At 71.2% G+C, this 21,551-nt stretch carries 21 protein-coding genes and 1 pseudogene; 12 read left to right on the top strand and 10 right to left on the bottom strand.

Annotation, left to right across the window (positions count from 1 at the left end):
- The 5 genes from pgl to tkt all read right to left on the bottom strand — a co-directional run.
- Nucleotides 1-760 (bottom strand): 6-phosphogluconolactonase (gene pgl / locus FGF04_RS40140; protein ID WP_188114176.1); only part of this gene is annotated, 760 nt, incomplete at its 3' end.
- Nucleotides 757-1,884, bottom strand: a complete 1,128-nt coding sequence (gene opcA / locus FGF04_RS22165; RefSeq protein WP_149513048.1) for a glucose-6-phosphate dehydrogenase assembly protein OpcA — start codon at nucleotides 1,882-1,884, stop codon at nucleotides 757-759. The genes opcA and pgl, both read right to left, overlap by 4 nt.
- On the bottom strand, nucleotides 1,881-3,407 hold the full coding sequence (gene zwf / locus FGF04_RS22160; RefSeq protein WP_328596409.1) for a glucose-6-phosphate dehydrogenase: 1,527 nt from the start codon (nucleotides 3,405-3,407) through the stop codon (nucleotides 1,881-1,883). Before zwf ends, opcA begins: the two co-directional genes overlap by 4 nt.
- 1 nt (nucleotide 3,408) lies before the next feature.
- Entirely contained in the window at nucleotides 3,409-4,527 is a 1,119-nt protein-coding gene (gene tal, locus FGF04_RS22155) for a transaldolase (protein WP_149513046.1), read from the bottom strand.
- Between the two features lie 34 nt (nucleotides 4,528-4,561).
- Nucleotides 4,562-6,649, bottom strand: a complete 2,088-nt coding sequence (gene tkt / locus FGF04_RS22150; RefSeq protein WP_149513045.1) for a transketolase — start codon at nucleotides 6,647-6,649, stop codon at nucleotides 4,562-4,564.
- A 354-nt stretch (nucleotides 6,650-7,003) separates the two neighbouring features.
- Between tkt and FGF04_RS22140 the strand changes: the two genes are divergently transcribed.
- The 4 genes and pseudogenes from FGF04_RS22140 (at nucleotide 7,004) to FGF04_RS22125 (ending at nucleotide 10,499) form a co-directional block, all read left to right on the top strand.
- Nucleotides 7,004-7,990: a heme o synthase gene (locus FGF04_RS22140; RefSeq protein ID WP_408055663.1), complete on the top strand. Its 987-nt coding sequence runs from the start codon at nucleotides 7,004-7,006 to the stop codon at nucleotides 7,988-7,990.
- 178 nt (nucleotides 7,991-8,168) lie between these two features.
- Nucleotides 8,169-8,525 carry a hypothetical protein gene (locus FGF04_RS22135; protein ID WP_149513044.1) on the top strand — a complete coding sequence of 119 codons (357 nt, stop codon included), beginning with the start codon at nucleotides 8,169-8,171 and terminating at the stop codon, nucleotides 8,523-8,525.
- Between the two features lie 71 nt (nucleotides 8,526-8,596).
- Nucleotides 8,597-9,719 (top strand): annotated as a pseudogene (locus tag FGF04_RS22130) (amidohydrolase family protein).
- A gap of 18 nt (nucleotides 9,720-9,737) precedes the next feature.
- Nucleotides 9,738-10,499 (top strand): nucleotidyltransferase, encoded by a 762-nt coding sequence (locus FGF04_RS22125; protein ID WP_149513043.1) that lies wholly within the window; start codon nucleotides 9,738-9,740, stop codon nucleotides 10,497-10,499.
- A gap of 30 nt (nucleotides 10,500-10,529) precedes the next feature.
- Here FGF04_RS22125 and FGF04_RS22120 read toward each other — a convergent pair whose 3' ends face one another.
- The 4 genes from FGF04_RS22120 to FGF04_RS22105 form a co-directional block, all read right to left on the bottom strand.
- The gene (locus FGF04_RS22120) at nucleotides 10,530-11,537 is read right to left on the bottom strand and encodes a COX15/CtaA family protein (RefSeq protein WP_149513042.1); all 1,008 of its coding nucleotides are present in this window, start codon (nucleotides 11,535-11,537) and stop codon (nucleotides 10,530-10,532) included.
- 64 nt (nucleotides 11,538-11,601) lie between these two features.
- Nucleotides 11,602-12,396, bottom strand: coding sequence for an ABC transporter permease (locus tag FGF04_RS22115; protein WP_149513041.1), 795 nt, complete (start codon nucleotides 12,394-12,396; stop codon nucleotides 11,602-11,604).
- Nucleotides 12,393-13,316, bottom strand: coding sequence for an ABC transporter ATP-binding protein (locus FGF04_RS22110; RefSeq protein WP_149513040.1), 924 nt, complete (start codon nucleotides 13,314-13,316; stop codon nucleotides 12,393-12,395). Before FGF04_RS22110 ends, FGF04_RS22115 begins: the two co-directional genes overlap by 4 nt.
- A 68-nt stretch (nucleotides 13,317-13,384) precedes the next feature.
- Nucleotides 13,385-14,224: an aminoglycoside N(3)-acetyltransferase gene (locus FGF04_RS22105; RefSeq protein ID WP_149513039.1), complete on the bottom strand. Its 840-nt coding sequence runs from the start codon at nucleotides 14,222-14,224 to the stop codon at nucleotides 13,385-13,387.
- Between the two features lie 160 nt (nucleotides 14,225-14,384).
- Here FGF04_RS22105 and FGF04_RS22100 point away from each other — a divergent pair, with 160 nt between their 5' ends.
- From FGF04_RS22100 to FGF04_RS22065, 8 genes are all read left to right on the top strand, one after another.
- The gene (locus FGF04_RS22100; RefSeq protein ID WP_149513038.1) at nucleotides 14,385-15,128 is read left to right on the top strand and encodes a helix-turn-helix transcriptional regulator; all 744 of its coding nucleotides are present in this window, start codon (nucleotides 14,385-14,387) and stop codon (nucleotides 15,126-15,128) included.
- The gene (gene sufB / locus FGF04_RS22095) at nucleotides 15,125-16,549 is read left to right on the top strand and encodes a Fe-S cluster assembly protein SufB (RefSeq protein WP_149513037.1); all 1,425 of its coding nucleotides are present in this window, start codon (nucleotides 15,125-15,127) and stop codon (nucleotides 16,547-16,549) included. Before FGF04_RS22100 ends, sufB begins: the two co-directional genes overlap by 4 nt.
- Nucleotides 16,550-16,612: 63 nt before the next feature.
- A complete protein-coding gene (gene sufD / locus FGF04_RS22090; RefSeq protein WP_149513036.1) occupies nucleotides 16,613-17,794 on the top strand; it encodes a Fe-S cluster assembly protein SufD in 1,182 nt (393 codons plus the stop codon).
- On the top strand, nucleotides 17,794-18,123 hold the full coding sequence (locus tag FGF04_RS22085; RefSeq protein WP_149513035.1) for a non-heme iron oxygenase ferredoxin subunit: 330 nt from the start codon (nucleotides 17,794-17,796) through the stop codon (nucleotides 18,121-18,123). Before sufD ends, FGF04_RS22085 begins: the two co-directional genes overlap by 1 nt.
- A gap of 7 nt (nucleotides 18,124-18,130) precedes the next feature.
- A complete protein-coding gene (gene sufC, locus FGF04_RS22080) occupies nucleotides 18,131-18,895 on the top strand; it encodes a Fe-S cluster assembly ATPase SufC (protein WP_149513034.1) in 765 nt (254 codons plus the stop codon).
- Nucleotides 18,892-20,148, top strand: a complete 1,257-nt coding sequence (locus FGF04_RS22075; RefSeq protein ID WP_149513033.1) for a cysteine desulfurase — start codon at nucleotides 18,892-18,894, stop codon at nucleotides 20,146-20,148. The genes sufC and FGF04_RS22075 overlap by 4 nt, the downstream gene beginning before the upstream one ends.
- A gap of 31 nt (nucleotides 20,149-20,179) precedes the next feature.
- Nucleotides 20,180-20,647 carry a Fe-S cluster assembly sulfur transfer protein SufU gene (gene sufU, locus FGF04_RS22070; RefSeq protein WP_149513032.1) on the top strand — a complete coding sequence of 156 codons (468 nt, stop codon included), beginning with the start codon at nucleotides 20,180-20,182 and terminating at the stop codon, nucleotides 20,645-20,647.
- The gene (locus tag FGF04_RS22065) at nucleotides 20,644-20,976 is read left to right on the top strand and encodes a metal-sulfur cluster assembly factor (protein ID WP_107017666.1); all 333 of its coding nucleotides are present in this window, start codon (nucleotides 20,644-20,646) and stop codon (nucleotides 20,974-20,976) included. The genes sufU and FGF04_RS22065 overlap by 4 nt, the downstream gene beginning before the upstream one ends.
- Nucleotides 20,977-21,014: 38 nt before the next feature.
- Here the strand turns inward: FGF04_RS22065 and FGF04_RS22060 are convergent.
- On the bottom strand, nucleotides 21,015-21,551 hold a 537-nt coding region (locus FGF04_RS22060; protein ID WP_188114175.1), incomplete at its 5' end, for an AbfB domain-containing protein.

The following is a 21,551-nucleotide window of genomic DNA, read 5'->3' as shown; positions in this document are numbered from 1 at the left end:
GGTCCCGGGGGAGCTGGGAGGCGGCCGGGCGGTCCAGGAGCCAGAGCGTGCGGGCCCGGCCCCGCGCGCCGGCCGCCGGCGCCTGGATCTCACCCGCGCCCGACAGCGCGATCGCCGCGGCCTCCGCCTTGTCCTCGCCCGCCGCGAGCAGCCACACCTCACGGGCGGACCGGATGGCGGGCAGCGTCAACGTGACCCGGACGGGCGGCGGCTTCGGCGCGCCCCGCACCCCCACCACCGTCCGCTCCGTCTCCCGGACCGCGGGCAGCTCGGGGAAGAGCGACGCCACGTGCGTGTCCGGCCCGACGCCCAGCATCAGCACGTCGAAGACCGGCACCGGGCCGTGGTTCTCCGGCCCGGCGGCCCCGGCCAGTTCGGCCGCGTACGCCTCCGCCGCCGCGTCCACGTCGGAGCCCCAGGGCCCGTCCGACGCGGGCATGGCGTGCACCCGCTTCGGATCCAGCGGCACCGAGTCGAGCAGCGCCTCCCGGGCCTGGGTGACGTTGCGCTCGGGGTCGCCCTCGGGCAGGAACCGCTCGTCGCCCCACCACAGGTCGAGCCGGCCCCAGTCGATGGCGTCCCGGGCGGGCGCCGCCGCGAGCGCGGCCAGCAGGCCGTTGCCGTTGCGGCCACCGGTCAGGACGACCGAGGCGTACCCGCGGGAGGCCTGCGCGTCCACGACCTTCGTGATGAGCCGGGCCGCGGCGGCCTGCGCCATCAGCTCCTTGTCGCGGTGGACGACCAGCTGGGGAGCGCTCACTGCGGGTCCGCCTTCCTGACCGCGGGCATCTGGGCGGGCGTGGGACGCGGCCCGTCGCCCTCGCCCGCCGGGGCGGCGGACGCGGATGCGGAGACCGCCGACGGCTTCCCGGCCTGCCCCGAGGCGTCCGGCACCGGACGGACCGGGAGCTCGCCCGGGGTCCACGTGGCCGCCTCGGGCCGCTGGGAGGCCGACTGGATGCCGCCCAGCCGGTCCACCCCGAACCGCAGCGCGGACGCGTACGTGTCGTCGGGGTCGAGCCTGCGCAGCTCCTCCGCGAGCAGCTCGGACGTCTCGCGGCGCTTGAGCGCCACCGCACGGTCCGGCTGGCCGGGCAGCGCCAGCGTGGCCATCGACCCGTCGGAGCGGTGCAGGGTGATGGGGCCGCCGGTCGTCTCCAGGCGCACCTGGGTCAGGCCGGGGCCGGCCGAGACGGCGCGCCGCACGTGCACGTGCAGCCGGTCGGCCAGCCACATGGCGAGCAGCTCGACACTGGGGTTCGCCTCCTCGCCCGCCACCTCGACCGAGACGACCTCGCAGTCGACCTGGTCGAGCGCGGCGGCCAGCATGGAGCGCCACGGGGTGATCCGGGCCCACGCGAGGTCGGTGTCGCCCGGCTCGTAGCTCTCGGCGCGGGCCTTCAGCTCCTCGACGGGCTTCTCCGCCGTGTAGCTGTCGGTGACCCGGCGCTGGCCGAGGGCGCCCAGCGGGTCGCCCGCGGCGTCGCGGGGCGCGTCCACCGACCACCAGACGACGACCGGCGCGTCGGGCAGCAGCAGCGGCAGGACCACCGACTGGGCGTGGTCGGACACCTCGCCGTACAGCCGCAGGACGACCGTCTCGCCGGTGCCCGCGTCCGCGCCGACCCGCACCTCGGCGTCCAGGCGCGACTTGGTGCGGTCGCGGGGCGAGCGCGAGACCCGCTTGATGACGACCAGGGTGCGCGAGGGGTGCTCGCGCGAGGCGTCGTTGGCGGCCTTCAGGGCGTCGTAGGCGTTCTCCTCGTCGGTGACGATGACGAGGGTGAGGACCATGCCGACGGCCGGGGTGCCTATGGCCCGGCGCGCCTGCACGAGCGCCTTGTTGATCTTGCTGGCCGTGGTGTCCGTGAGGTCCGTCTTCATGGCCGGCGCCAGCTCCGTCCGTCTCGTTCGAGCATCTCGTCGGCCTCGACGGGCCCCCAGGTGCCCGACGGGTACTGCGCGGGCTTGCCGTGCTTGTCCCAGTACTCCTCGATCGGGTCGAGGATCTTCCAGGACAGCTCGACCTCCTCGGTGCGCGGGAAGAGGTTCGAGTCGCCGAGCAGGACGTCGAGGATGAGCCTCTCGTACGCCTCCGGGCTGGACTCGGTGAACGACTCGCCGTACGCGAAGTCCATCGACACGTCCCGGATCTCCATGGAGGTGCCGGGCACCTTGGAGCCGAAGCGGACCGTGATGCCCTCGTCGGGCTGGACGCGGATGACGATCGCGTTCTGGCCCAGCTCCTCCGTCGCCGTGTGGTCGAAGGGGGAGTGCGGGGCGCGCTGGAAGACGACGGCGATCTCGGTGACGCGGCGGCCCAGGCGCTTGCCGGTGCGCAGGTAGAAGGGGACGCCCGCCCAGCGGCGGTTGTCCACCTCGACCTTGATCGCCGCGTAGGTGTCGGTCTTCGACTTCGGGTCGATGCCCTCTTCCTGGAGGTAGCCGACGGCCTTCTCGCCGCCCTGCCAGCCCTCGGCGTACTGGCCGCGGACCGTGTCCGCGCCCAGGTCGCGGGGGAGCTTCACCGCGCCGAGCACCTTGGTCTTCTCGGCGGCGAGCGCGTCCGCGTCGAAGGAGGAGGGCTCCTCCATGGCCGTGAGGGCCATCAGCTGGAGCAGGTGGTTCTGGATGACGTCACGGGCGGCGCCGATGCCGTCGTAGTAGCCGGCGCGGCCGCCGATGCCGATGTCCTCGGCCATCGTGATCTGCACGTGGTCGACGTACGACCGGTTCCAGATCGGCTCGAACATCTGGTTCGCGAAGCGCAGCGCCAGGATGTTCTGGACGGTCTCCTTGCCGAGGTAGTGGTCGATGCGGAAGACCTGGTCCGGCGCGAACACCTCCTCGACGGTGGCGTTGAGCTCCTCGGCGGACTTCAGGTCGTGGCCGAAGGGCTTCTCGATGACCGCGCGCCGCCAGGAGCCGCTCGTCTGGTCGGCGAGGCCGTGCTTCTTCAGCTGCTGGATGACGACCGGGAACGCGGACGGCGGCACGGAGAGGTAGAAGGCGAAGTTGCCGCCCGTGCCCTGTGCCTTGTCCAGCTCCCCGATCGTGTCGCGCAGCCGCTCGAAGGCGTCGTCGTCGTCGAAGGTGCCCTGGACGAAGCGCATCCCCTGGATGAGCTGCTGCCAGACCTCCTCGCGGAACGGCGTACGGGCGTGTTCCTTGACGGCGTCGTGGACCTCCTGGGCGAAGTCCTCGTTCGCCCACTCGCGGCGCGCGAAGCCGACGAGGGAGAAGCCCGGCGGCAGCAGGCCGCGGTTGGCAAGGTCATAAACAGCAGGCATGAGCTTTTTACGGGACAAATCGCCCGTGACCCCGAAGATGACGAGGCCCGACGGCCCCGCGATGCGCGGGAGCCGTCGGTCCGCCGGGTCACGCAGCGGATTGCTGCTCGACAAGATTTCAGCCCTCCGAGGGGGCGAGGCGCTTGAGCTCGGCCTCGGTCGACTTGAGCAGGTCGTTCCAGGCGTCCTCGAACTTCTCGACGCCCTCGTCCTCCAGGAGCTGGACCACCTCGTCGTACGAGATCCCGAGCTTCTCGACCGCGTCGATGTCGGCGCGGGCCTGGTCGTACCTGCCGGTGACGGTGTCGCCGGTGATCTCGCCGTGGTCCTCGGTGGCGAACAGCGTCGCCTCCGGCATGGTGTTCACCGTGTTCGGCGCGACCAGTTCCTCGACGTACATGGTGTCCTTGTAGGCCGGGTCCTTGACGCCGGTCGAGGCCCACAGCGGACGCTGCTTGTTGGCCTGCGCCCGGTCCAGGGCGGCCCAGCGGTCCGAGGAGAAGACCTCCTCGTACGCCTCGTAGGCGAGCCGCGCGTTGGCGAGACCGACCTTGCCGCGGGCGGCCTTGGCCTCGTCGGTGCCCAGCGCGTCCAGCCGCTTGTCGATCTCGGTGTCCACGCGGGACACGAAGAAGGACGCCACGGAGTGGATCGTGGAGAGGTCGAGGCCGGCGGCCTTGGCCTTCTCCAGGCCCTCCAGGTAGGCCTCCATGACCTTGCGGTAGCGGTCGAGCGAGAAGATCAGCGTGACGTTGACGCTGATGCCGCGCGCGATCGTCTCGGTGATCGCGGGCAGGCCCGCCTCGGTCGCCGGGATCTTGATGAGCGTGTTCGGCCGGTCGACGAGCCAGGCGAGCTGCTTGGCCTCGGCGACGGTCGACTTGGTGTTGTGCGCGAGGCGCGGGTCGACCTCGATCGAGACCCGGCCGTCCTGGCCCTGCGTCGCGTCGAAGACCGGGCGCAGGATGTCGGCGGCGTCGCGGACGTCCGCCGTCGTGATCATGCGGATGGCCTCCTCGACGCTGACCCCGCGGGCGGCGAGGTCCGACAGCTGCTGGTCGTAGCCGTCGCCCTGCGAGATCGCCTTCTGGAAGATCGAGGGATTGGTGGTGACGCCCACGACGTGCTGCTGGTCGATCAGTTCGGCGAGGTTGCCGGACGTGATCCGCTTGCGCGACAGGTCGTCCAGCCAGATCGCGACGCCCTCTTCGGAGAGGCGCTTCAGTGCGTCTGTCATGGAAAATGCATCTCCTACGTGTCGTATGTGAGCGTCAGCGCTGGGCTGCGGCGATCGATTCCCGGGCTGCGTCCGCCACGTTCTCGGCAGTGAACCCGAATTCCTCGAAGAGGACCTTGCCGTCGGCCGACGCGCCGAAGTGCTCCAGGGAAACGATGCGGCCCGCGTCCCCGACGAAGCGGTGCCAGGTCAGGCCGATACCGGCCTCGACCGCGACGCGCGCCCTCACGGACGGGGGAAGCACCGAGTCCCGGTACCCCTGGTCCTGCTCGTCGAACCACTCCACGCACGGCACGGACACGACCCGGGTGGGGGTGCCGTCGGCCTGGAGCCGCTCGCGCGCCTCGACGGCCACGTGCACCTCGGAACCGGTGGCGAGGAGGATGACCTCGGGCTCGCCGCCCTCGGCCTCGAAGAGCACGTACGCGCCCTTGGCGGTGTCCTCGTTGGCCTCGTACGTCGGAACGCCCTGGCGGGTCAGCGCGAGACCGTGCGGGGCGCCCTCGCCGAAGACCTTGGTGTAGCGGCGCAGGATCTCGCGCCAGGCGAGCGCGGTCTCGTTGGCGTCGGCCGGGCGCACGACGTTCAGCCCGGGGATGGCGCGCAGCGCGGCGAGGTGCTCGACCGGCTGGTGGGTCGGGCCGTCCTCGCCGAGACCGATGGAGTCGTGCGTCCACACGTACGTCACCGGCAGGTGCATCAGCGCGGAGAGGCGTACGGCGTTGCGCATGTAGTCGGAGAACACCAGGAAGGTGCCGCCGTAGATGCGGGTGTTGCCGTGCAGCGCGATGCCGTTCATCTCCGCGGCCATGGCGTGCTCGCGGATGCCGAAGTGGATCGTGCGGCCGTAGGGGTTCGCCTCCGGCAGCGGGTTGTCCGCCGGGAGGAAGGACGACGTCTTGTCGATCGTCGTGTTGTTCGAGCCCGCGAGGTCGGCCGAGCCGCCCCACAGCTCGGGGATGACGCCGCCGAGGGCCTGGAGCACCTTGCCGGACGCGGCACGGGTGGCGACGCCCTTGCCGGTCTCGAAGACCGGGAGCTTCTCCTCCCAGCCGGCCGGCAGCTCGGTCGCGGCGATGCGGTCGAACTCGGCGGCGCGCTCCGGGTTGGCGCTGCGCCACTCGGCGAAGCCCTTCTCCCACTCGGCCCTGACCTCGCGGCCGCGGTCGAGCGCCTGGCGCGCGTGCGCCAGCACCTCGTCGGCGACCTCGAAGGTCTTCTCCGGGTCGAAGCCGAGGATGCGCTTGGTGGCCGCGACCTCGTCGTCGCCGAGCGCCGAGCCGTGCGCGGCCTCGGTGTTCTGCGCGTTCGGGGCGGGCCAGGCGATGATCGAGCGCATCGCGATGAAGGACGGCCGGTCCGTGACCGCCTTCGCGGCCTGGATCGCCGCGTACAGGGCGGCCGGGTCGAGGTCGCCGTTCTCCTGCGGCTCCACCCGCTGGACGTGCCAGCCGTAGGCCTCGTACCGCTTGGCGGTGTCCTCGGAGACGGCCGTCTCGGTGTCGCCCTCGATCGAGATGTGGTTGTCGTCCCACAGCAGGATCAGGTTGCCGAGCTTCTGGTGGCCCGCCAGCGAGGACGCCTCGCTGGAGATGCCCTCCTGGAGGCAGCCGTCACCGGCGATCGCGTAGATGAAGTGGTCGAACGGGGAGGTGCCGGGGGCGGCGTCCGGGTCGAAGAGGCCGCGCTCGTAGCGGGCGGCCATCGCCATGCCCACCGCGTTGGCGACGCCCTGGCCCAGCGGCCCGGTGGTCGTCTCCACACCGCGGGTGTGCCCGTACTCGGGGTGCCCCGGGGTCTTCGAGCCCCAGGTCCTGAACGACTTCAGGTCGTCCAGCTCCAGGCCGAAGCCGGCCAGGTAGAGCTGTGTGTAGAGGGTCAGGGACGAGTGGCCCGCGGACAGCACGAAGCGGTCGCGGCCGGTCCATTCGGGGTCGGCCGGGTCGTGCCGCATCACCTTCTGGAAGAGGGTGTACGCAGCGGGTGCCAGACTCATCGCCGTACCCGGATGGCCGTTGCCGACCTTCTGTACGGCGTCGGCGGCCAGGATGCGGGCGGTGTCGACGGCCCGCTGGTCCAATTCGGTCCACGCGAGGTCTGTTGTGGTCGGCTTGGTGCTCACCCTGGGTCAGGGCTCCTCTCCACATGTTGCACATGTCGAATGCCGGTGCACGTGGCGCCCACCGGCTCGCTGTCGAGCCTACCCCCGTGGCAACGCGCATTTTTTCGAGTCATTCCAGACTGCCGGGACTTCCCCCCTTCCGCCTCCCGACCGGCGGGTTCCGTATTCGGCAGGTGAATACGGAGCTGTCGGTCCGACTGCTCAATCCGCGGCGGATCAGTCCTCCGCGCGGCGCTTCCAACACGAGCGGACCCCCGCCGAGGCCGGGGTCTGGGCAACGTCTACAGTGGCGTGGTACGCGCGAGCCTTTACCGGGAGTTCACACCGGGGCTCGCTGGGATGTCTCTGTCAGGGGTGTGCGTGACGGCCGTTGAATCCCGTCCAGCGGGTGGGGGCACCTCCCGTGCCGTTCGGGCTACGGGGGAGCTCGGGACGAGCCAGGGCACGAACAAGCGGCCGCTCGGGGCCCGGGTCAAGGCGTTCGTCGCTCTCACCAAGCCGCGGATCATCGAACTGCTGCTGATCACCACCGTTCCGGTGATGTTCCTGGCGGAGCAGGGGGTGCCCGACCTGAGGCTGGTGCTGCTCACCTGCCTCGGCGGCTACCTGTCCGCGGGGGGCGCCAACGCGCTCAACATGTACATCGACCGCGACATCGACGCGCTGATGGAACGTACGGCGCAGCGGCCGCTGGTCACCGGCATGGTGAGCCCGCGTGAGTGCCTGGCCTTCGGCATCACGCTCGCCGTGGTCTCCACGCTCCTGTTCGGCCTGACCGTCAACTGGCTGTCCGCCTGGCTGTCGCTGGGGGCCCTGCTCTTCTACGTCGTCGTCTACACGATGATCCTCAAACGGCGTACGTCGCAGAACATCGTGTGGGGCGGGATCGCGGGCTGCCTGCCCGTCCTCATCGGCTGGTCGGCCGTCACGAACTCCATGTCGTGGGCGCCGGTCATCCTCTTCCTGGTCATGTTCTTCTGGACGCCGCCGCACTACTGGCCGCTGTCCATGAAGGTGAAGGACGACTACGCGCGCGTGGGCGTGCCGATGCTGCCGGTCATCGCCTCCAACCGGGTCGTCGCGCGGCAGATCGTGCTCTACAGCTGGGCGATGGTGATCGTGTCCCTGCTGCTGACGCCGCTGGGGTACACGGGGTGGTTCTACACCTCCGTGGCGCTGGTGACCGGCGGGTTCTGGCTGTGGGAGGCGCACGGGTTGCAGTCGCGGGCCAAGGGGGGTGCCGTGGGGGCGAAGCTCAAGGAGATGCGGCTGTTCCACTGGTCGATCACGTATGTGTCGCTGCTGTTCGTGGCCGTGGCCGTGGATCCGTTCCTGCGCTGACCGCCGGTGGGGGTTGATCGCGCAGTTCCCCGCGCCCCTTAAAAGACTGCGCAGTTCCCCGCGCCCCTGACGGGCGCCGTTCCTCGCGCCCCTGAAAGATTGCGCAGTTCCCCGCGCCCCTAAAAGAAGCAAGGCCCCTGGCGAGCCCTCTGCTGCTACCCGTCGGTAGCATCTGGGTATGGCAGATATCCAGCAGGTTGACGAGGGTGCCGGTGGCCGGGCGGACGCCAAGGGTGAGCGGCGGGTGGCGAAGCTCGTGAAGCAGATCTCCGCCTTCGCGCAGGCGCACGGCGGCGCCGAGGGACAGGTCGCGTACCTCGGGCAGATGGGTGCCCGGATCGTGCTCGTGGGCGAGGACGGCCACTGGGGCGACCTGGTGGCACCGTCCTACGCGCTCGCCGAGGAAGCCGTGAAGCGGTCCGGCATCACCGTCCACGAGACGTTCGACGGCGACTTCGCGAACAAGGTCAGGACGGGCCCGTACGAGTGGAGCCGCATGGCCGGCATCCAGGTGGGCGGCCCCGCCGACGACTGACCCGCACCCGAGGACCCACCTCCCCCGTTAGGCCCTGTGACACGGCGCGGCCACGCGCGGGGGAGGTCCGGATGATCGAAACGCCGTCGCTGGTCGACCAGTACTGCCACGGCGTGCTGCGGACGGAACTGGGCCTCGGCACCTTCGAGGCCCACCTGGCCCGGGGCGAGGGCCTGCCCGCCCCCGGCACCACGTTCTTCGACACGCAGACCGGCTTCGCCGTACGCCGCTGGTGTCCCCCGCTGCTGGGCCTGGAACCGCACTGCCCGCCCGCCCGCTACCTGGCGCGGCGCCGGGAGCTCGGCGTCCTGGAGGCGGGGCGCAAGCTGCTGCGGGGGACCGGCATCACCACCTACCTGGTCGACACCGGGCTGCCGGGCGACCTCACGGGCCCCGGCGAGATGGCCTCCACGGGAGCCGCCGACGCCCACGAGATCGTCCGCCTCGAACTGCTGGCCGAACAGGTCGCCGACACCTCGGGCACGGTCGAGTCCTTCCTCGCCAACCTCGCCGAGTCGGTGCACGGGGCCGCCGTGCACGCCGTCGCGTTCACCTCGGTGGCGGGCGCCCGGCACGGACTGGCGCTCGCGCCGGAACCGCCCGGGCCCGGTGAGGTGCGGGGCGCGGCGGGGCGCTGGCTGGCGGGGCGCCGGGCTGGCGGGGCGCCGGGTGGGCGGCGTGCTCAGCGACCCGGTCCTGCTGCGGCACCTGCTGTGGATCGCGGTCGCCTCCGGCCGGCCGCTCCAGCTCCACGCCGGACTCGGCGAGCCCGGCCTGCGCATCGACCGCACCGACCCCGCCCTGTTCACCGACTTCGCCCGCGCCACGGCGGGGCTCGGCACCGACCTGGTGCTGCTGCACGGCTACCCGTACCACCGCCACGCGGCGCACCTCGCGGGCGTCTTCCCGCATGTCTACGCCGACCTGGGCGCGGCCCTCGTCCGCACCGGGGCCCGGGCGGCGGCCGTGCTCTCCGAGATCCTGGAGCTCGCCCCCTTCGGCAAGCTGCTCTTCTCCAGCGGGGCCCACGCGCTGCCCGAGCTCCATGTGGTCGGGGCGCGTCTCTTCCGCGAAGCGCTCGCGCGGGTGCTCGGCGCCTGGGTGGCCGAGGGCGCCTGGTCGCGGCCGGACGCGCAGCGGGTGGCGGGACTGATTGCGGCGGGAAACGCCAGGCGGGTGTACGGGGTCGAGTGATCCGCACAGACTGGGCGCATGACCCGCAGCGCCGCGACCGACCGGCTCCTCGACCGCTTCCGCTCCGAACTGCGCGACCTCGGCCCCCTGGCCGTGTGGGCCCACGGCTCGCTCGGCGGGGGCGACTACCAGGAGGGCCGCAGCGACCTGGACCTGATCGCGGTCCTGGCCGGTCCCGTCACCGCGGGGACGGTCTGGCGGGTGGCCCGGCTGCACGCCCGCCTGCGCCGTGAGCCGCTCGTCGGCAAGCTGCACTGCAGCTACCTGACGCCGCGGACGGCGGCCGACCCGGAGCACCGGCACCTCACCTGGGCGCACCGGCAGCTCTTCAGGCGGCCGGTGACCCCGGTGACCCGGCGCGAGCTGCACGACTTCGGCCTCGTCCTGGCGGGGGAGGGGCCCGCGGGCCTGCTGCCGCCGGTGACGGACGAGGAGCTCGCCGCGTTCGTCGTCCGGGACCAGCGGGACTTCTGGCGCCGCGCGGTGGACCGCGCGGGCAACTGGACGCAGGACGTCTGGGTGGACCTCGGCATGGTCACGTACGCCCGCGCCGCGGTCACCCTGAAGGAGGGGCGGCTGATCACCAAGCGCGAGGCGCTGGACCTGCTGCCCGGCCTCGGCGCGCCCGGGGAGGTGGTCGCGGACGTCAGGCGTCGGCGGTACCCGGAGCAGGAGCCGGCGGGACCGACGCCGTCCGGGGAGTGGACGGCCCGGCGGGCGCGGCTGACCCGGGACTACCTCGCACCGGCGATCGACCGGCTCGTGGCCGCGTACACGTGAGATGTCGGCGGTGGTCCCGCGGGGGTGCGCTCAGGTGCGGCTGAGCGCCGACTGCGTCGACTGGCCCGGCAGGCCCGCCAGGACCTCGGGCCGCTCCCGCAGGGCCAGCAGGACGCGGAGCGTGGCGATCCACACCAGGCAGGAGCCGAGCATGTGGGCGCCGACCAGGATCTCCGGGAGGTCGGTGAAGTACTGGACGTAGCCGATGGCGCCCTGGGCGAGGAGCACCAGGAACAGGTCGCGGGTGCGGTGCAGCGGGCCCTTCGGGGCGTCGACGGCCTTCAGCACGAACCACAGGGCGAAGGCCAGCGTCACCACGATCCAGGCCAGCACGGCGTGCAGCTTGGTGACGGCCTCCCAGTCCAGCGGGATCCGGTGGACCTCGCTGGAGTCGCCGGCGTGCGGGCCCGCGCCGGTGACGACCGTGCCCACCGCGATCAGCAGCACGGTGACGCCGACCAGGATCCACGCCATCTGCTGGACCGGCTTGCCGACCAGCGGACGCGGCGCGTCGTCGCCCTCGCGGGTGCGCTGCCACATCACCGTGGCGACGGCGATCAGGGCGGTGGAGAGCAGGAAGTGGGCGGCGACCGTGTACGGGTTCAGGCCCACCAGGACGACGACGCCGCCGAGGATCGCGTTGCCCATGACGACCCAGAACTGCGCCCAGCCGAGCCGGGTGAGGCTGCGGCGGTACGGCTTCTGCGAGCGGGCGGCGACGATCGCCCAGCCGACCGCGGCGCACAGGACGTACGTCAGCATGCGGTTGCCGAACTCGATGGCGCCGTGCACGCCCATCTCGTGGGTGTTGGTGAGCGAGTCGTCGGTGCACTTGGGCCAGGTCGGGCAGCCGAGGCCCGAGCCGGTCAGGCGGACCGCGCCGCCGGTCACCACGATCAGCACCGCCATGACGAGGGCGGCGAGAGCGGCGCGCCGGACCGTCCGGGGAGCGGGGGTCCAGCGCCCGGCGATGAAGGCGAGCGGGTTGCGCACGGCTTGAGCGGCATCCGCTCGGGTCACGTTCGGCACGGGAACCATCGTAGGGGGCTGCTTGTGCATGCGTTCACGAGCCCCCTCCCCGCCACCGAGCGCATACGCGCCCTCACTCCCAGCGGAAGAGCTTCCCGGCGGCGGCCAGGCCGGCGACCGCCCACACCGCCAGGATCGCGAGGTCGCCCCACGGCATGCCCGCGCCGTGCTGGAGCACGTCCCGCAGGCCGCCGGAGAGCGCCGAGATCGGCAGCAGACCGAGGACGTCCTGCGCCGCCTGCGGGAACTCGTCCAGCGGCACGACCACCCCGCCGCCCACCAGCAGCAGCAGGAAGACCAGGTTGGCGGCGGCGAGGGTGGCCTCCGCCTTCAGCGTGCCCGCCATCAGCAGGCCGAGCCCCGAGAACGCCGCGGTGCCCAGGACCAGCAGGAGCAGCACGGCCAGCGGGTTGCCGTGCGGCGACCAGCCCAGCGCGAGGGCGATCACCGTCACGAGGAGCACCTGCAGCACCTCCGTGACCAGCACGGACAGGGTCTTGGCCGTCATCAGGCCCCAGCGGGGCAGCGGGGAGACGGCGAGCCGCTTGAGCACCCCGTACCGCCGCTCGAAGCCGGTCGCGATCGCCTGGCCGGTGAACGCCGTCGACATCACGGCGAGCGCGAGGATGCCCGGCGCCAGGAAGTCGACGGCCTTGCCCTCGCCCGTGTCGACGATGTCCACCGCGCTGAACAGCACCAGCAGCAGCGTCGGGATGACCACCGTCAGCAGCAGCTGCTCGCCGTTGCGCAGCAGCATCCTCGTCTCCAGCGCCGCCTGCGCCGCGATCATCCGGGGCAGCGGGGCCGCTCCGGGACGCGGCGCGTAGGTGCCCCCGCCCGTGGCCGGGGTGTCCGTTCCCGCGCTCATCCGCGCAGCTCCTTACCGGTGAGCTCCAAGAAGACGTCCTCCAGGGTGTGCCGCTCCACGGAGATCTTCTCCGGCATCACCCCGTGCTGGGCGCACCAGGTGGTGACGGTCGCCAGGAGCTGCGGGTCGATCTTGCCGCCCACCCGGTACGAGCCCGGGGTGAGCTCGGCCGCCGTGGAGTCCGCGGGCAGGGCCTTGAGGAGCGAGGTCACGTCCAGGCCGGGGCGGCCGCTGAAGCGCAGGGTGTTCTCGGCGCCGCCGCGGCACAGCTCCTCGGGGGAGCCCTGCGCGACGACCTTGCCCGCGTCGATGATCGCCACGTCGTCGGCGAGCTGCTCGGCCTCGTCCATGTGGTGCGTGGTGAGGATCACCGAGACCCCGTCGGCCCGCAGGTCGCGCACCAGGTCCCAGGTGGCCCGGCGCGCCTGCGGGTCGAGGCCGGCGGTCGGCTCGTCGAGGAAGACCAGCTCGGGGCGGCCGACGACGGCCATGGCGAGCGCGAGGCGCTGCTGCTGGCCGCCGGAGAGCCGCCGGTACGGGGTCCGGCCGCAGCTGCCCAGGCCCAGGCGCTCGGTCAGCGCAGCCACGTCCAGCGGGTGCGCGTGCAGCCGGGCGACGTGCCGGAGCATCTCGTCGGCGCGGGCGCCGGAGTAGACGCCGCCGGACTGGAGCATCACCCCGATGCGCGGGCGCAGCGCGGCGGCCTCGCGCACCGGGTCCAGGCCCAGCACCCGCACGGTCCCGGAGTCGGGCCTGCAGTAGCCCTCGCAGCTCTCGACGGTGGTGGTCTTGCCCGCGCCGTTCGGCCCGAGGACGGCGGTGATGCCCGCCCGGGCCACCAGGTCCAGGCCGTCCACGGCGGTCTTCCCGCCGTACCGCTTCACCAGGCCGCAGACCTGGACGACGGGGTCATTTCGCATGGGCGGCCTCACTTCGCATGGGCGCCAAGTCTAGGGACGGCCGGGCGGCCCCCGACCGGCGGGGCGGGTCAGGAGCGGCTCGGGGACGTCACGCCGTCCGTGATCCATTCGTCGCGCGGGCGGTGCGTCGCGAGCCACCGCCCGGCGTAGGCCACCGCGTCCGCCAGCGGGAACAGCCGGGTGCCGGCCGCGCCCGCCCGGCCCCGTACGACGGGGCGGTCCCGCTCGAAGTCGGCGCCCAGCGTGTCGAACTCCGACGAGCTGATCGAGACCTCCGTGACCACCTCCCAGGCCGGCCCGCCGGGCGTGAGCACGGGCCTGCCGACCTCGACGCGCGGGGCGGGGATGCGGTACTCGGCGAGGTGGAAGGCGGTGCAGGAGTCGTACCCCGCGCCGAGGAGCAGGACCCGGGCGCCCCGCTCCTCCAGGCGGGCCAGCGGGCTGCGCTCGCCCAGCCGGCAGTCCGGCGCGTGGCCCCCGACGATCGCAGGCGCGTCCGGGCCGAGGGCCGCGAACGAGGTCTGCGGATGCGCGCTGCGCAGGGCGCCGGGCCAGGTCCGCACGGTCTCCGGGACCACGCCCACCCCGCGCGCGGGCGTCACGAGCGGGTCGTACGGGGGCATCGTGGCGCGGATCGAGGGCCACCACTCCTCGGGCACGGGCGGACGGTTCCACAGGGCCGGATCGGAGAGGTGGCCGGTCTGGGTGGGGACCACGAGGGTGCCCTCGGGGCCGAGCGCGTCGAGCAGTGCCTGGACCACGGCGACCGCCCCGCCGTTCACCCACCCGAGGGAACGCAGCGAGGAATGCACCAGGAGCGTCTCGCCGGGGCGCACACCGAGCGCGCGCAGGTCCGCGGCGAGGGTGACGCGGGTCACGAGTGGGCCGGTGGGAGGGGGTGTCGGCATGGTTCGCCAGTCTCGCCGACCCCTCCCGGCGGCGCCACCGGATTGATCGATCAAAGATCATCGCCGCAGGTCAGATTAGGTTTACCTAAGTGATGCAGCGCACTCCGCTCGGCATGGACACGGCTTGTCACTCCCTGGGGAATTACGCAACAATGGTGTTGTGAAAAACGTCGGCGAGGCTCGGGAGACCCCCACGGGGGCCCCTCAGGAGGAACTCGCGACCGGTGAGCGCTCCACGCGCAACCGCGTCGCGCGATCCATCCTGGACCACGGCCCGTCGACCGTCGCGGACCTCGCCGGACGCCTCGGCCTCACCCAGGCCGCCGTCCGCCGGCACCTGGACGCCCTCGTCGGCGACGACGTCGTGGAGGCCCGCGAGCAGCGCGTCTACGGCGCGCGCACCCGCGGGCGCCCCGCCAAGGTGTTCGCGCTGACCGACTGCGGCCGGGACGCCTTCGACCAGTCCTACGACAAGCTCGCCGCGGACGCCCTGCGCTGGATCGCCGAGCGCGAGGGCGGCGAGGGGGCGCTCGTCGCCTTCGCCCGCGCCAGGATGGCCGCCCAGGCCGGCGCCTACCGCGCGGCCGTCGAGTCCGCCGCCCCGGACAAACGCGCCGAAGCGCTGGCCAGGGCCCTGAGCGCGGACGGGTACGCTGCTACGGCGCGCAGCGCACCGGTCGGGGAGCAGCTCTGCCAGCACCACTGCCCGGTCGCCCACGTCGCCGAGCAGTTCCCGCAGCTGTGCGAGGCGGAGACCGAGATCTTCTCCCAGCTCCTCGGGACCCATGTGCAGCGGCTGGCCACCATCGCCCACGGCGACGGCGTCTGCACGACGTTCATCCCCAAGATTTCCAAGACACCCGATAACGCATCCGCAAGCACCGCCGGGAGGAACCCCGCATGACGCTCCCCATCGAGGAGACCGCCCACCCCGAACTCGAGGGCCTGGGCAACTACGAATACGGCTGGGCCGACTCCGACGTGGCCGGTGCCTCTGCCAAGCGCGGTATCAACGAGGACGTCGTCCGGGACATCTCCGCCAAGAAGAACGAGCCGGAGTGGATGACCAAGCTCCGTCTCAAGGGCCTGCGCCTGTTCGACAAGAAGCCCATGCCGAACTGGGGCTCCGACCTCTCCGGCATCGACTTCGACAACATCAAGTACTTCGTGCGCTCCACGGAGAAGCAGGCGGAGTCCTGGGAGGACCTGCCCGAGGACATCAAGAACACGTACGACAAGCTCGGCATCCCCGAGGCGGAGAAGCAGCGCCTCGTCGCCGGTGTCGCGGCCCAGTACGAGTCCGAGGTCGTCTACCACCAGATCCGCGAGGACCTGGAGGAGCAGGGCGTCATCTTCCTCGACACCGACACCGCCCTGAAGGAGCACCCGGAGCTCTTCAAGGAGTACTTCGGCACGGTCATCCCGGTCGGCGACAACAAGTTCGCGTCGCTGAACACCGCGGTGTGGTCCGGCGGCTCCTTCATCTACGTGCCGAAGGGCGTGCACGTCGAGATCCCGCTGCAGGCCTACTTCCGTATCAACACGGAGAACATGGGCCAGTTCGAGCGGACCCTGATCATCGTCGACGAGGGTGCCTACGTGCACTACGTCGAGGGCTGCACCGCCCCGATCTACAAGTCGGACTCGCTGCACTCCGCGGTCGTCGAGATCATCGTCAAGAAGAACGCCCGCTGCCGTTACACGACCATCCAGAACTGGTCGAACAACGTCTACAACCTGGTCACCAAGCGCGCCGTGGCGTACGAGGGCGCGACCATGGAGTGGATCGACGGCAACATCGGTTCCAAGGTCACCATGAAGTACCCGGCCGTCTACCTGATGGGCGAGCACGCCAAGGGCGAGACCCTCTCCATCGCCTTCGCGGGCGAGGGCCAGCACCAGGACGCCGGCTCCAAGATGGTCCACATGGCGCCGAACACGTCCTCCAACATCGTGTCGAAGTCCGTGGCGCGCGGCGGCGGCCGCACCTCCTACCGCGGTCTCGTCGAGATCGGCGAGGGCGCCCACGGCTCGAAGTCGAACGTGCTGTGCGACGCGCTGCTCGTCGACACGATCTCCCGCTCGGACACGTACCCCTACGTGGACGTCCGCGAGGACGACGTGTCCATGGGCCACGAGGCGACCGTCTCCAAGGTCTCCGAGGACCAGCTCTTCTACCTGATGAGCCGCGGTCTCTCCGAGTTCGAGGCGATGGCGATGATCGTGCGCGGCTTCGTCGAGCCCATCGCGAAGGAGCTGCCCATGGAGTACGCCCTGGAGCTCAACCGGCTGATCGAGCTGCAGATGGAGGGCGCGGTCGGTTAGGACCGGCCGCCCTCCGGACACAGCTAGCGAAATCTGACGTAGGAAGAGAGCAGACCGACAGCCATGGCTGAGGCTCAGAACATCCCCGGCGGGTCGACCACCGCGGGCCAGATCGCGGTGGCCGCCGAGTCGACCGTCGCCACGCGCATGAGCGCGCCCCCGTCCTTCGACGTGGCGGACTTCCCCGTCCCCCACGGCCGCGAGGAGGAATGGCGGTTCACGCCGCTGGAGCGCCTGCGCGGGCTGCACGACGGCACCGCGGTCGCCACCGGCGACGGCGTGCAGGTCGACGTCACCGCGCCCGAGGGCGTCACGGTCGAGACCGTCGGCCGTGACGACGAGCGGCTCGGCCGGGCCGGCACCCCGGTGGACCGCGTCGCCGCGCAGGCCTACTCGGCGTTCGAGAAGGCCGGTGTCGTCACCGTCCCCAAGGAGACGGTGCTCACCGAGCCGATCCGCATCGCCGTGCACGGCCGCGGCGGGGTCGCCTACGGCCACCAGGTCGTCGAGCTGGGAGCCTTCGCCGAGGCCGTCGTCGTCATCGACCACACCGGTGACGCGGTCCTCGCCGCCAACGTCGACTTCGTCCTCGGGGACGGCGCCAAGCTCACCGTCGTCTCGGTCCAGGACTGGGACGACAAGGCCGTCCACGTCGGCCAGCACAACGCGCTGATCGGCCGGGACGCCACCTTCAAGTCCTTCGTGGTCACCTTCGGCGGCGACGTCGTGCGCCTGCACCCGCGCGTCACCTACGCCGGGCCCGGCGGCGAGGCCGAGCTGCTCGGCCTGTACTTCACGGACGCCGGCCAGCACCAGGAGCACCGCCTCCTGGTCGACCACAACGTCCCGCACTGCAAGTCCAACGTCGTCTACAAGGGCGCCCTCCAGGGCGAGGCCGCGCACGCCGTGTGGATCGGCGACGTGCTCATCGAGGCCAAGGCCGAGGGCACCGACACCTACGAGATGAACCGCAACCTGGTCCTCACGGACGGCGCCCGGGTCGACTCCGTACCGAACCTGGAGATCGAGACCGGCGAGATCGTCGGCGCCGGACACGCCTCCGCGACCGGCCGCTTCGACGACGAGCAGCTCTTCTACCTGATGGCCCGCGGCATCCAGGCCGACGACGCCCGCCGGCTGGTCGTGCGCGGCTTCTTCGCCGAGCTGGTCCAGCAGATCGGCGTCGACGACATCCAAGAACGCCTCCTCGTGAAGATCGACGAGGAGCTGGAGGCGTCGGTCTGATGGCTGACTCTGCGACGTTCCTGCGCGCCTGCGGGCTCGGTGAGCTGGAGGAGGACACCCCCAAGCGGGTGGAACTCGACGGCACGCCGGTCTCCGTCGTGCGGACCGAGGGGGAGGTGTTCGCGATCCACGACATCTGCTCGCACGCGAACGTCTCGCTCTCCGAGGGCGAGGTGGAGGACTGTCAGATCGAGTGCTGGCTGCACGGCTCCGCGTTCGACCTCAGAACCGGCAAGCCGTCCGGCCTCCCCGCGACGCGCCCCGTGCCCGTATACCCCGTAAAGATCGAAGGGGACGACGTGCTCGTCTCCCTCACCCAGGAGTCCTGAGGAACCCATGGCAACGCTTGAAATCCACGACCTGCACGTCACCGTCGAGGCCGACAACGCCACGAAGGAGATCCTCAAGGGCGTCGACCTGACCGTGAAGCAGGGCGAGACGCACGCCATCATGGGCCCCAACGGCTCCGGCAAGTCGACCCTCGCCTACTCGCTCGCGGGCCACCCCAAGTACACGATCACCGGCGGCACCGTCACCCTCGACGGCGAGGACGTCCTGGAGATGTCCGTCGACGAGCGCGCCCGCGCCGGCCTCTTCCTCGCCATGCAGTACCCGGTCGAGGTCCCCGGCGTCTCCGTCTCCAACTTCCTGCGCACCTCCGCCACCGCGGTCCGCGGCGAGGCCCCCAAGCTGCGGCTGTGGGTCAAGGAGGTCAAGGAGGCCATGGAGCGCCTCAACATGGACCCCTCCTTCGCCGAGCGCAACGTGAACGAGGGCTTCTCCGGCGGTGAGAAGAAGCGCCACGAGATCCTCCAGCTGGAGCTGCTCAAGCCGAAGATCGCGATCCTCGACGAGACCGACTCCGGCCTGGACGTCGACGCCCTGCGCGTCGTCTCCGAGGGCGTCAACCGCGTGCGCGACACCGGTGAGGTCGGCACCCTGCTGATCACGCACTACACGCGCATCCTGCGCTACATCAAGCCCGACCACGTGCACGTGTTCGCGAACGGCCGCATCGCCGAGTCCGGTGGCGCCGAGCTCGCCGACCAGCTCGAGGCCGAGGGCTACGACAAGTACGTGAAGGGTGGCGCATCAGCGTGACGCAGTTGCCGGGCCTCCTCGACACCGAGGCGATCCGTAAGGACTTCCCCATCCTGGACCGCCAGGTCCACGACGGCCGCAAGCTCGTCTACCTGGACAACGCGGCGACCTCGCAGAAGCCGCGGCAGGTGCTGGACGCTCTCAGCGGTTACTACGAGAGCTACAACGCCAACGTCCACCGCGGTGTGCACGTGCTCGCGGAGGAGGCCACGGCGCTGTACGAGGGCGCGCGCGACAAGGTCGCGGCGTTCGTCAACGCGCCGAGCCGCGACGAGGTGATCTTCACGAAGAACGCCTCCGAGTCGCTCAACCTCGTGGCGAACATGCTCGGCTGGGCCGACGAGCCCTACCGGGTGGACCACGAGACCGAGATCGTCATCACGGAGATGGAGCACCACTCCAACATCGTCCCGTGGCAGCTGCTCGCGCAGCGCACCGGCGCGAAACTGAAGTGGTTCGGCCTCACCGACGACGGCCGGCTCGACCTGTCCAACATCGACGAGATCATCACGGAGAAGACGAAGATCGTCTCCTTCGTGCTGGTGTCGAACATCCTGGGCACGGTCAACCCGGTCGAGGCGATAGTGCGCCGCGCGCAGGAGGTCGGCGCCCTGGTCTGCATCGACGCCTCGCAGGCCGCCCCGCACATGCCGCTGGACGTCCAGGCCCTCCAGGCCGACTTCGTGGCCTTCACCGGCCACAAGATGTGCGGCCCGACCGGCATCGGCGTCCTGTGGGGCCGCCAGGAGCTGCTGGAGGACCTGCCCCCGTTCCTCGGCGGCGGCGAGATGATCGAGACCGTGTCGATGCACTCGTCGACGTACGCGCCGGCCCCGCACAAGTTCGAGGCGGGCACCCCGCCGATCGCCCAGGCGGTCGGACTCGGCGCGGCGATCGACTACCTGAACGCGATCGGCATGGACAAGGTCCTCGCGCACGAGCACGCCCTCACCGAGTACGCGGTGAAGAAGCTCACCGCGGTCCCGGACCTGCGGATCATCGGCCCGACGACGGCCGAGGACCGCAGCGCGGCGATCTCGTTCACGCTGGGTGACATCCACCCGCACGACGTGGGCCAGGTCCTCGACGAACAGGGCATCGCGGTCCGGGTCGGACACCACTGCGCACGGCCCGTCTGCCTGCGGTACGGAATTCCTGCGACCACGCGGGCGTCGTTCTATCTGTACTCCACACCGGCCGAGATCGACGCACTGGTCGACGGCCTGGAGCACGTACGGAACTTCTTCGGCTGAGGAGCCATCGTAGAAAGGCGGGGTTGACGGCGTGAAGCTGGATTCGATGTACCAGGAAGTCATCCTGGACCACTACAAGCACCCCCACGGGCGGGGCTTGCGGGACGGCGACGCCGAGGTGCACCACGTCAACCCGACGTGCGGCGACGAGATCACGCTGCGCGTGCGGTACGACGGCATGACGATCGGCGACGTCTCCTACGAGGGCCAGGGCTGCTCCATCAGCCAGGCCTCGGCCTCCGTGCTGAACGACCTGCTCGTCGGCAAGGACCTGGCCGAGGCGCAGCGGATCCAGGAGACCTTCCTGGAGCTGATGCAGTCCAAGGGCCGCATCGAACCCGACGACGCGATGGAGGAGGTCCTGGAGGACGCGGTCGCGTTCGCCGGGGTCTCGAAGTACCCGGCCCGCGTGAAGTGCGCGCTGCTGAGCTGGATGGCCTGGAAGGACGCGACGGCCCAGGCCCTGGGCGAGGCCGGCGCCGAGAGGAAGACGGCATGAGCGAGACCATCGAGATGAAACCGGCCTCCGAGGAAGAAGTGCGCGAGGCCCTGTACGACGTCGTCGACCCCGAGCTGGGCATCGACGTCGTCAACCTCGGACTGATCTACGGGATCCACATCGACGACGCGAACATCGCGACGATCGACATGACCCTGACGTCGGCGGCGTGTCCGCTCACCGACGTCATCGAGGACCAGGCCAAGTCCGCCACGGACGGCATCGTGAACGAGCTCCGCATCAACTGGGTGTGGATGCCGCCGTGGGGCCCCGACAAGATCACGGACGACGGCCGTGACCAGCTCCGGGCGCTCGGCTTCAACGTCTGAGCACCCCCCGAGCCCTGTACGTACGTGTGCCGGACGGTTCAGTCCAGACCGTCGACCAGGCGGAACGCCGCGTCCGCCCGGTAGAGGCGGCTGTTCTCGTACGGGTCCAGACGGAGCCGGAAGTCGCTGTGCCGCAGGAAGCGGCCGGGGTAGTTCACCGACTCCAGCATCACGGCGCCGGAGAACGCCGAGGGCCGCGGGCAGAACGTGGCGTCCTTCTCGAAGAGCGCGGAGCCGTCGTCCCGGTCGGCGCGCAGCCGGAACTGGAAGTGGCGCAGGTAGCGGCCCTCGCCGAGCGAGAACGAGACGCAGGAGGAGTCGGCGAGGCCGGGGACCAGCCTGAAGGAGGCGCTGTGCCCGCCCCAGGACGAGCCGCGCGGGTCCACCCGGTCGAGCCGCACGGAGTCGTGGCCGACCCGCCAGTGACGGTCGGGGTGGTTGACCGACTGGACGGACTTGCGGGCGGACGAGGGCGGGAACGCGGGCGTGGCGGCCGGTGGCTCTGCCGCCGGTGCGGACGCCGACTTCGACGCCGGGGGCCGCGGGGCCGGCTCGGCGTCCGCGCCCCCTTGCGG

Source organism: Streptomyces apricus, from assembly GCF_008369065.1.
GTDB classification, from domain to species: Bacteria; Actinomycetota; Actinomycetes; order Streptomycetales; family Streptomycetaceae; genus Streptomyces; species Streptomyces apricus.
The sequence above is the reverse complement of the archived record's forward strand: the minus strand, read 5'-3'. Positions and strand labels throughout refer to the sequence as shown.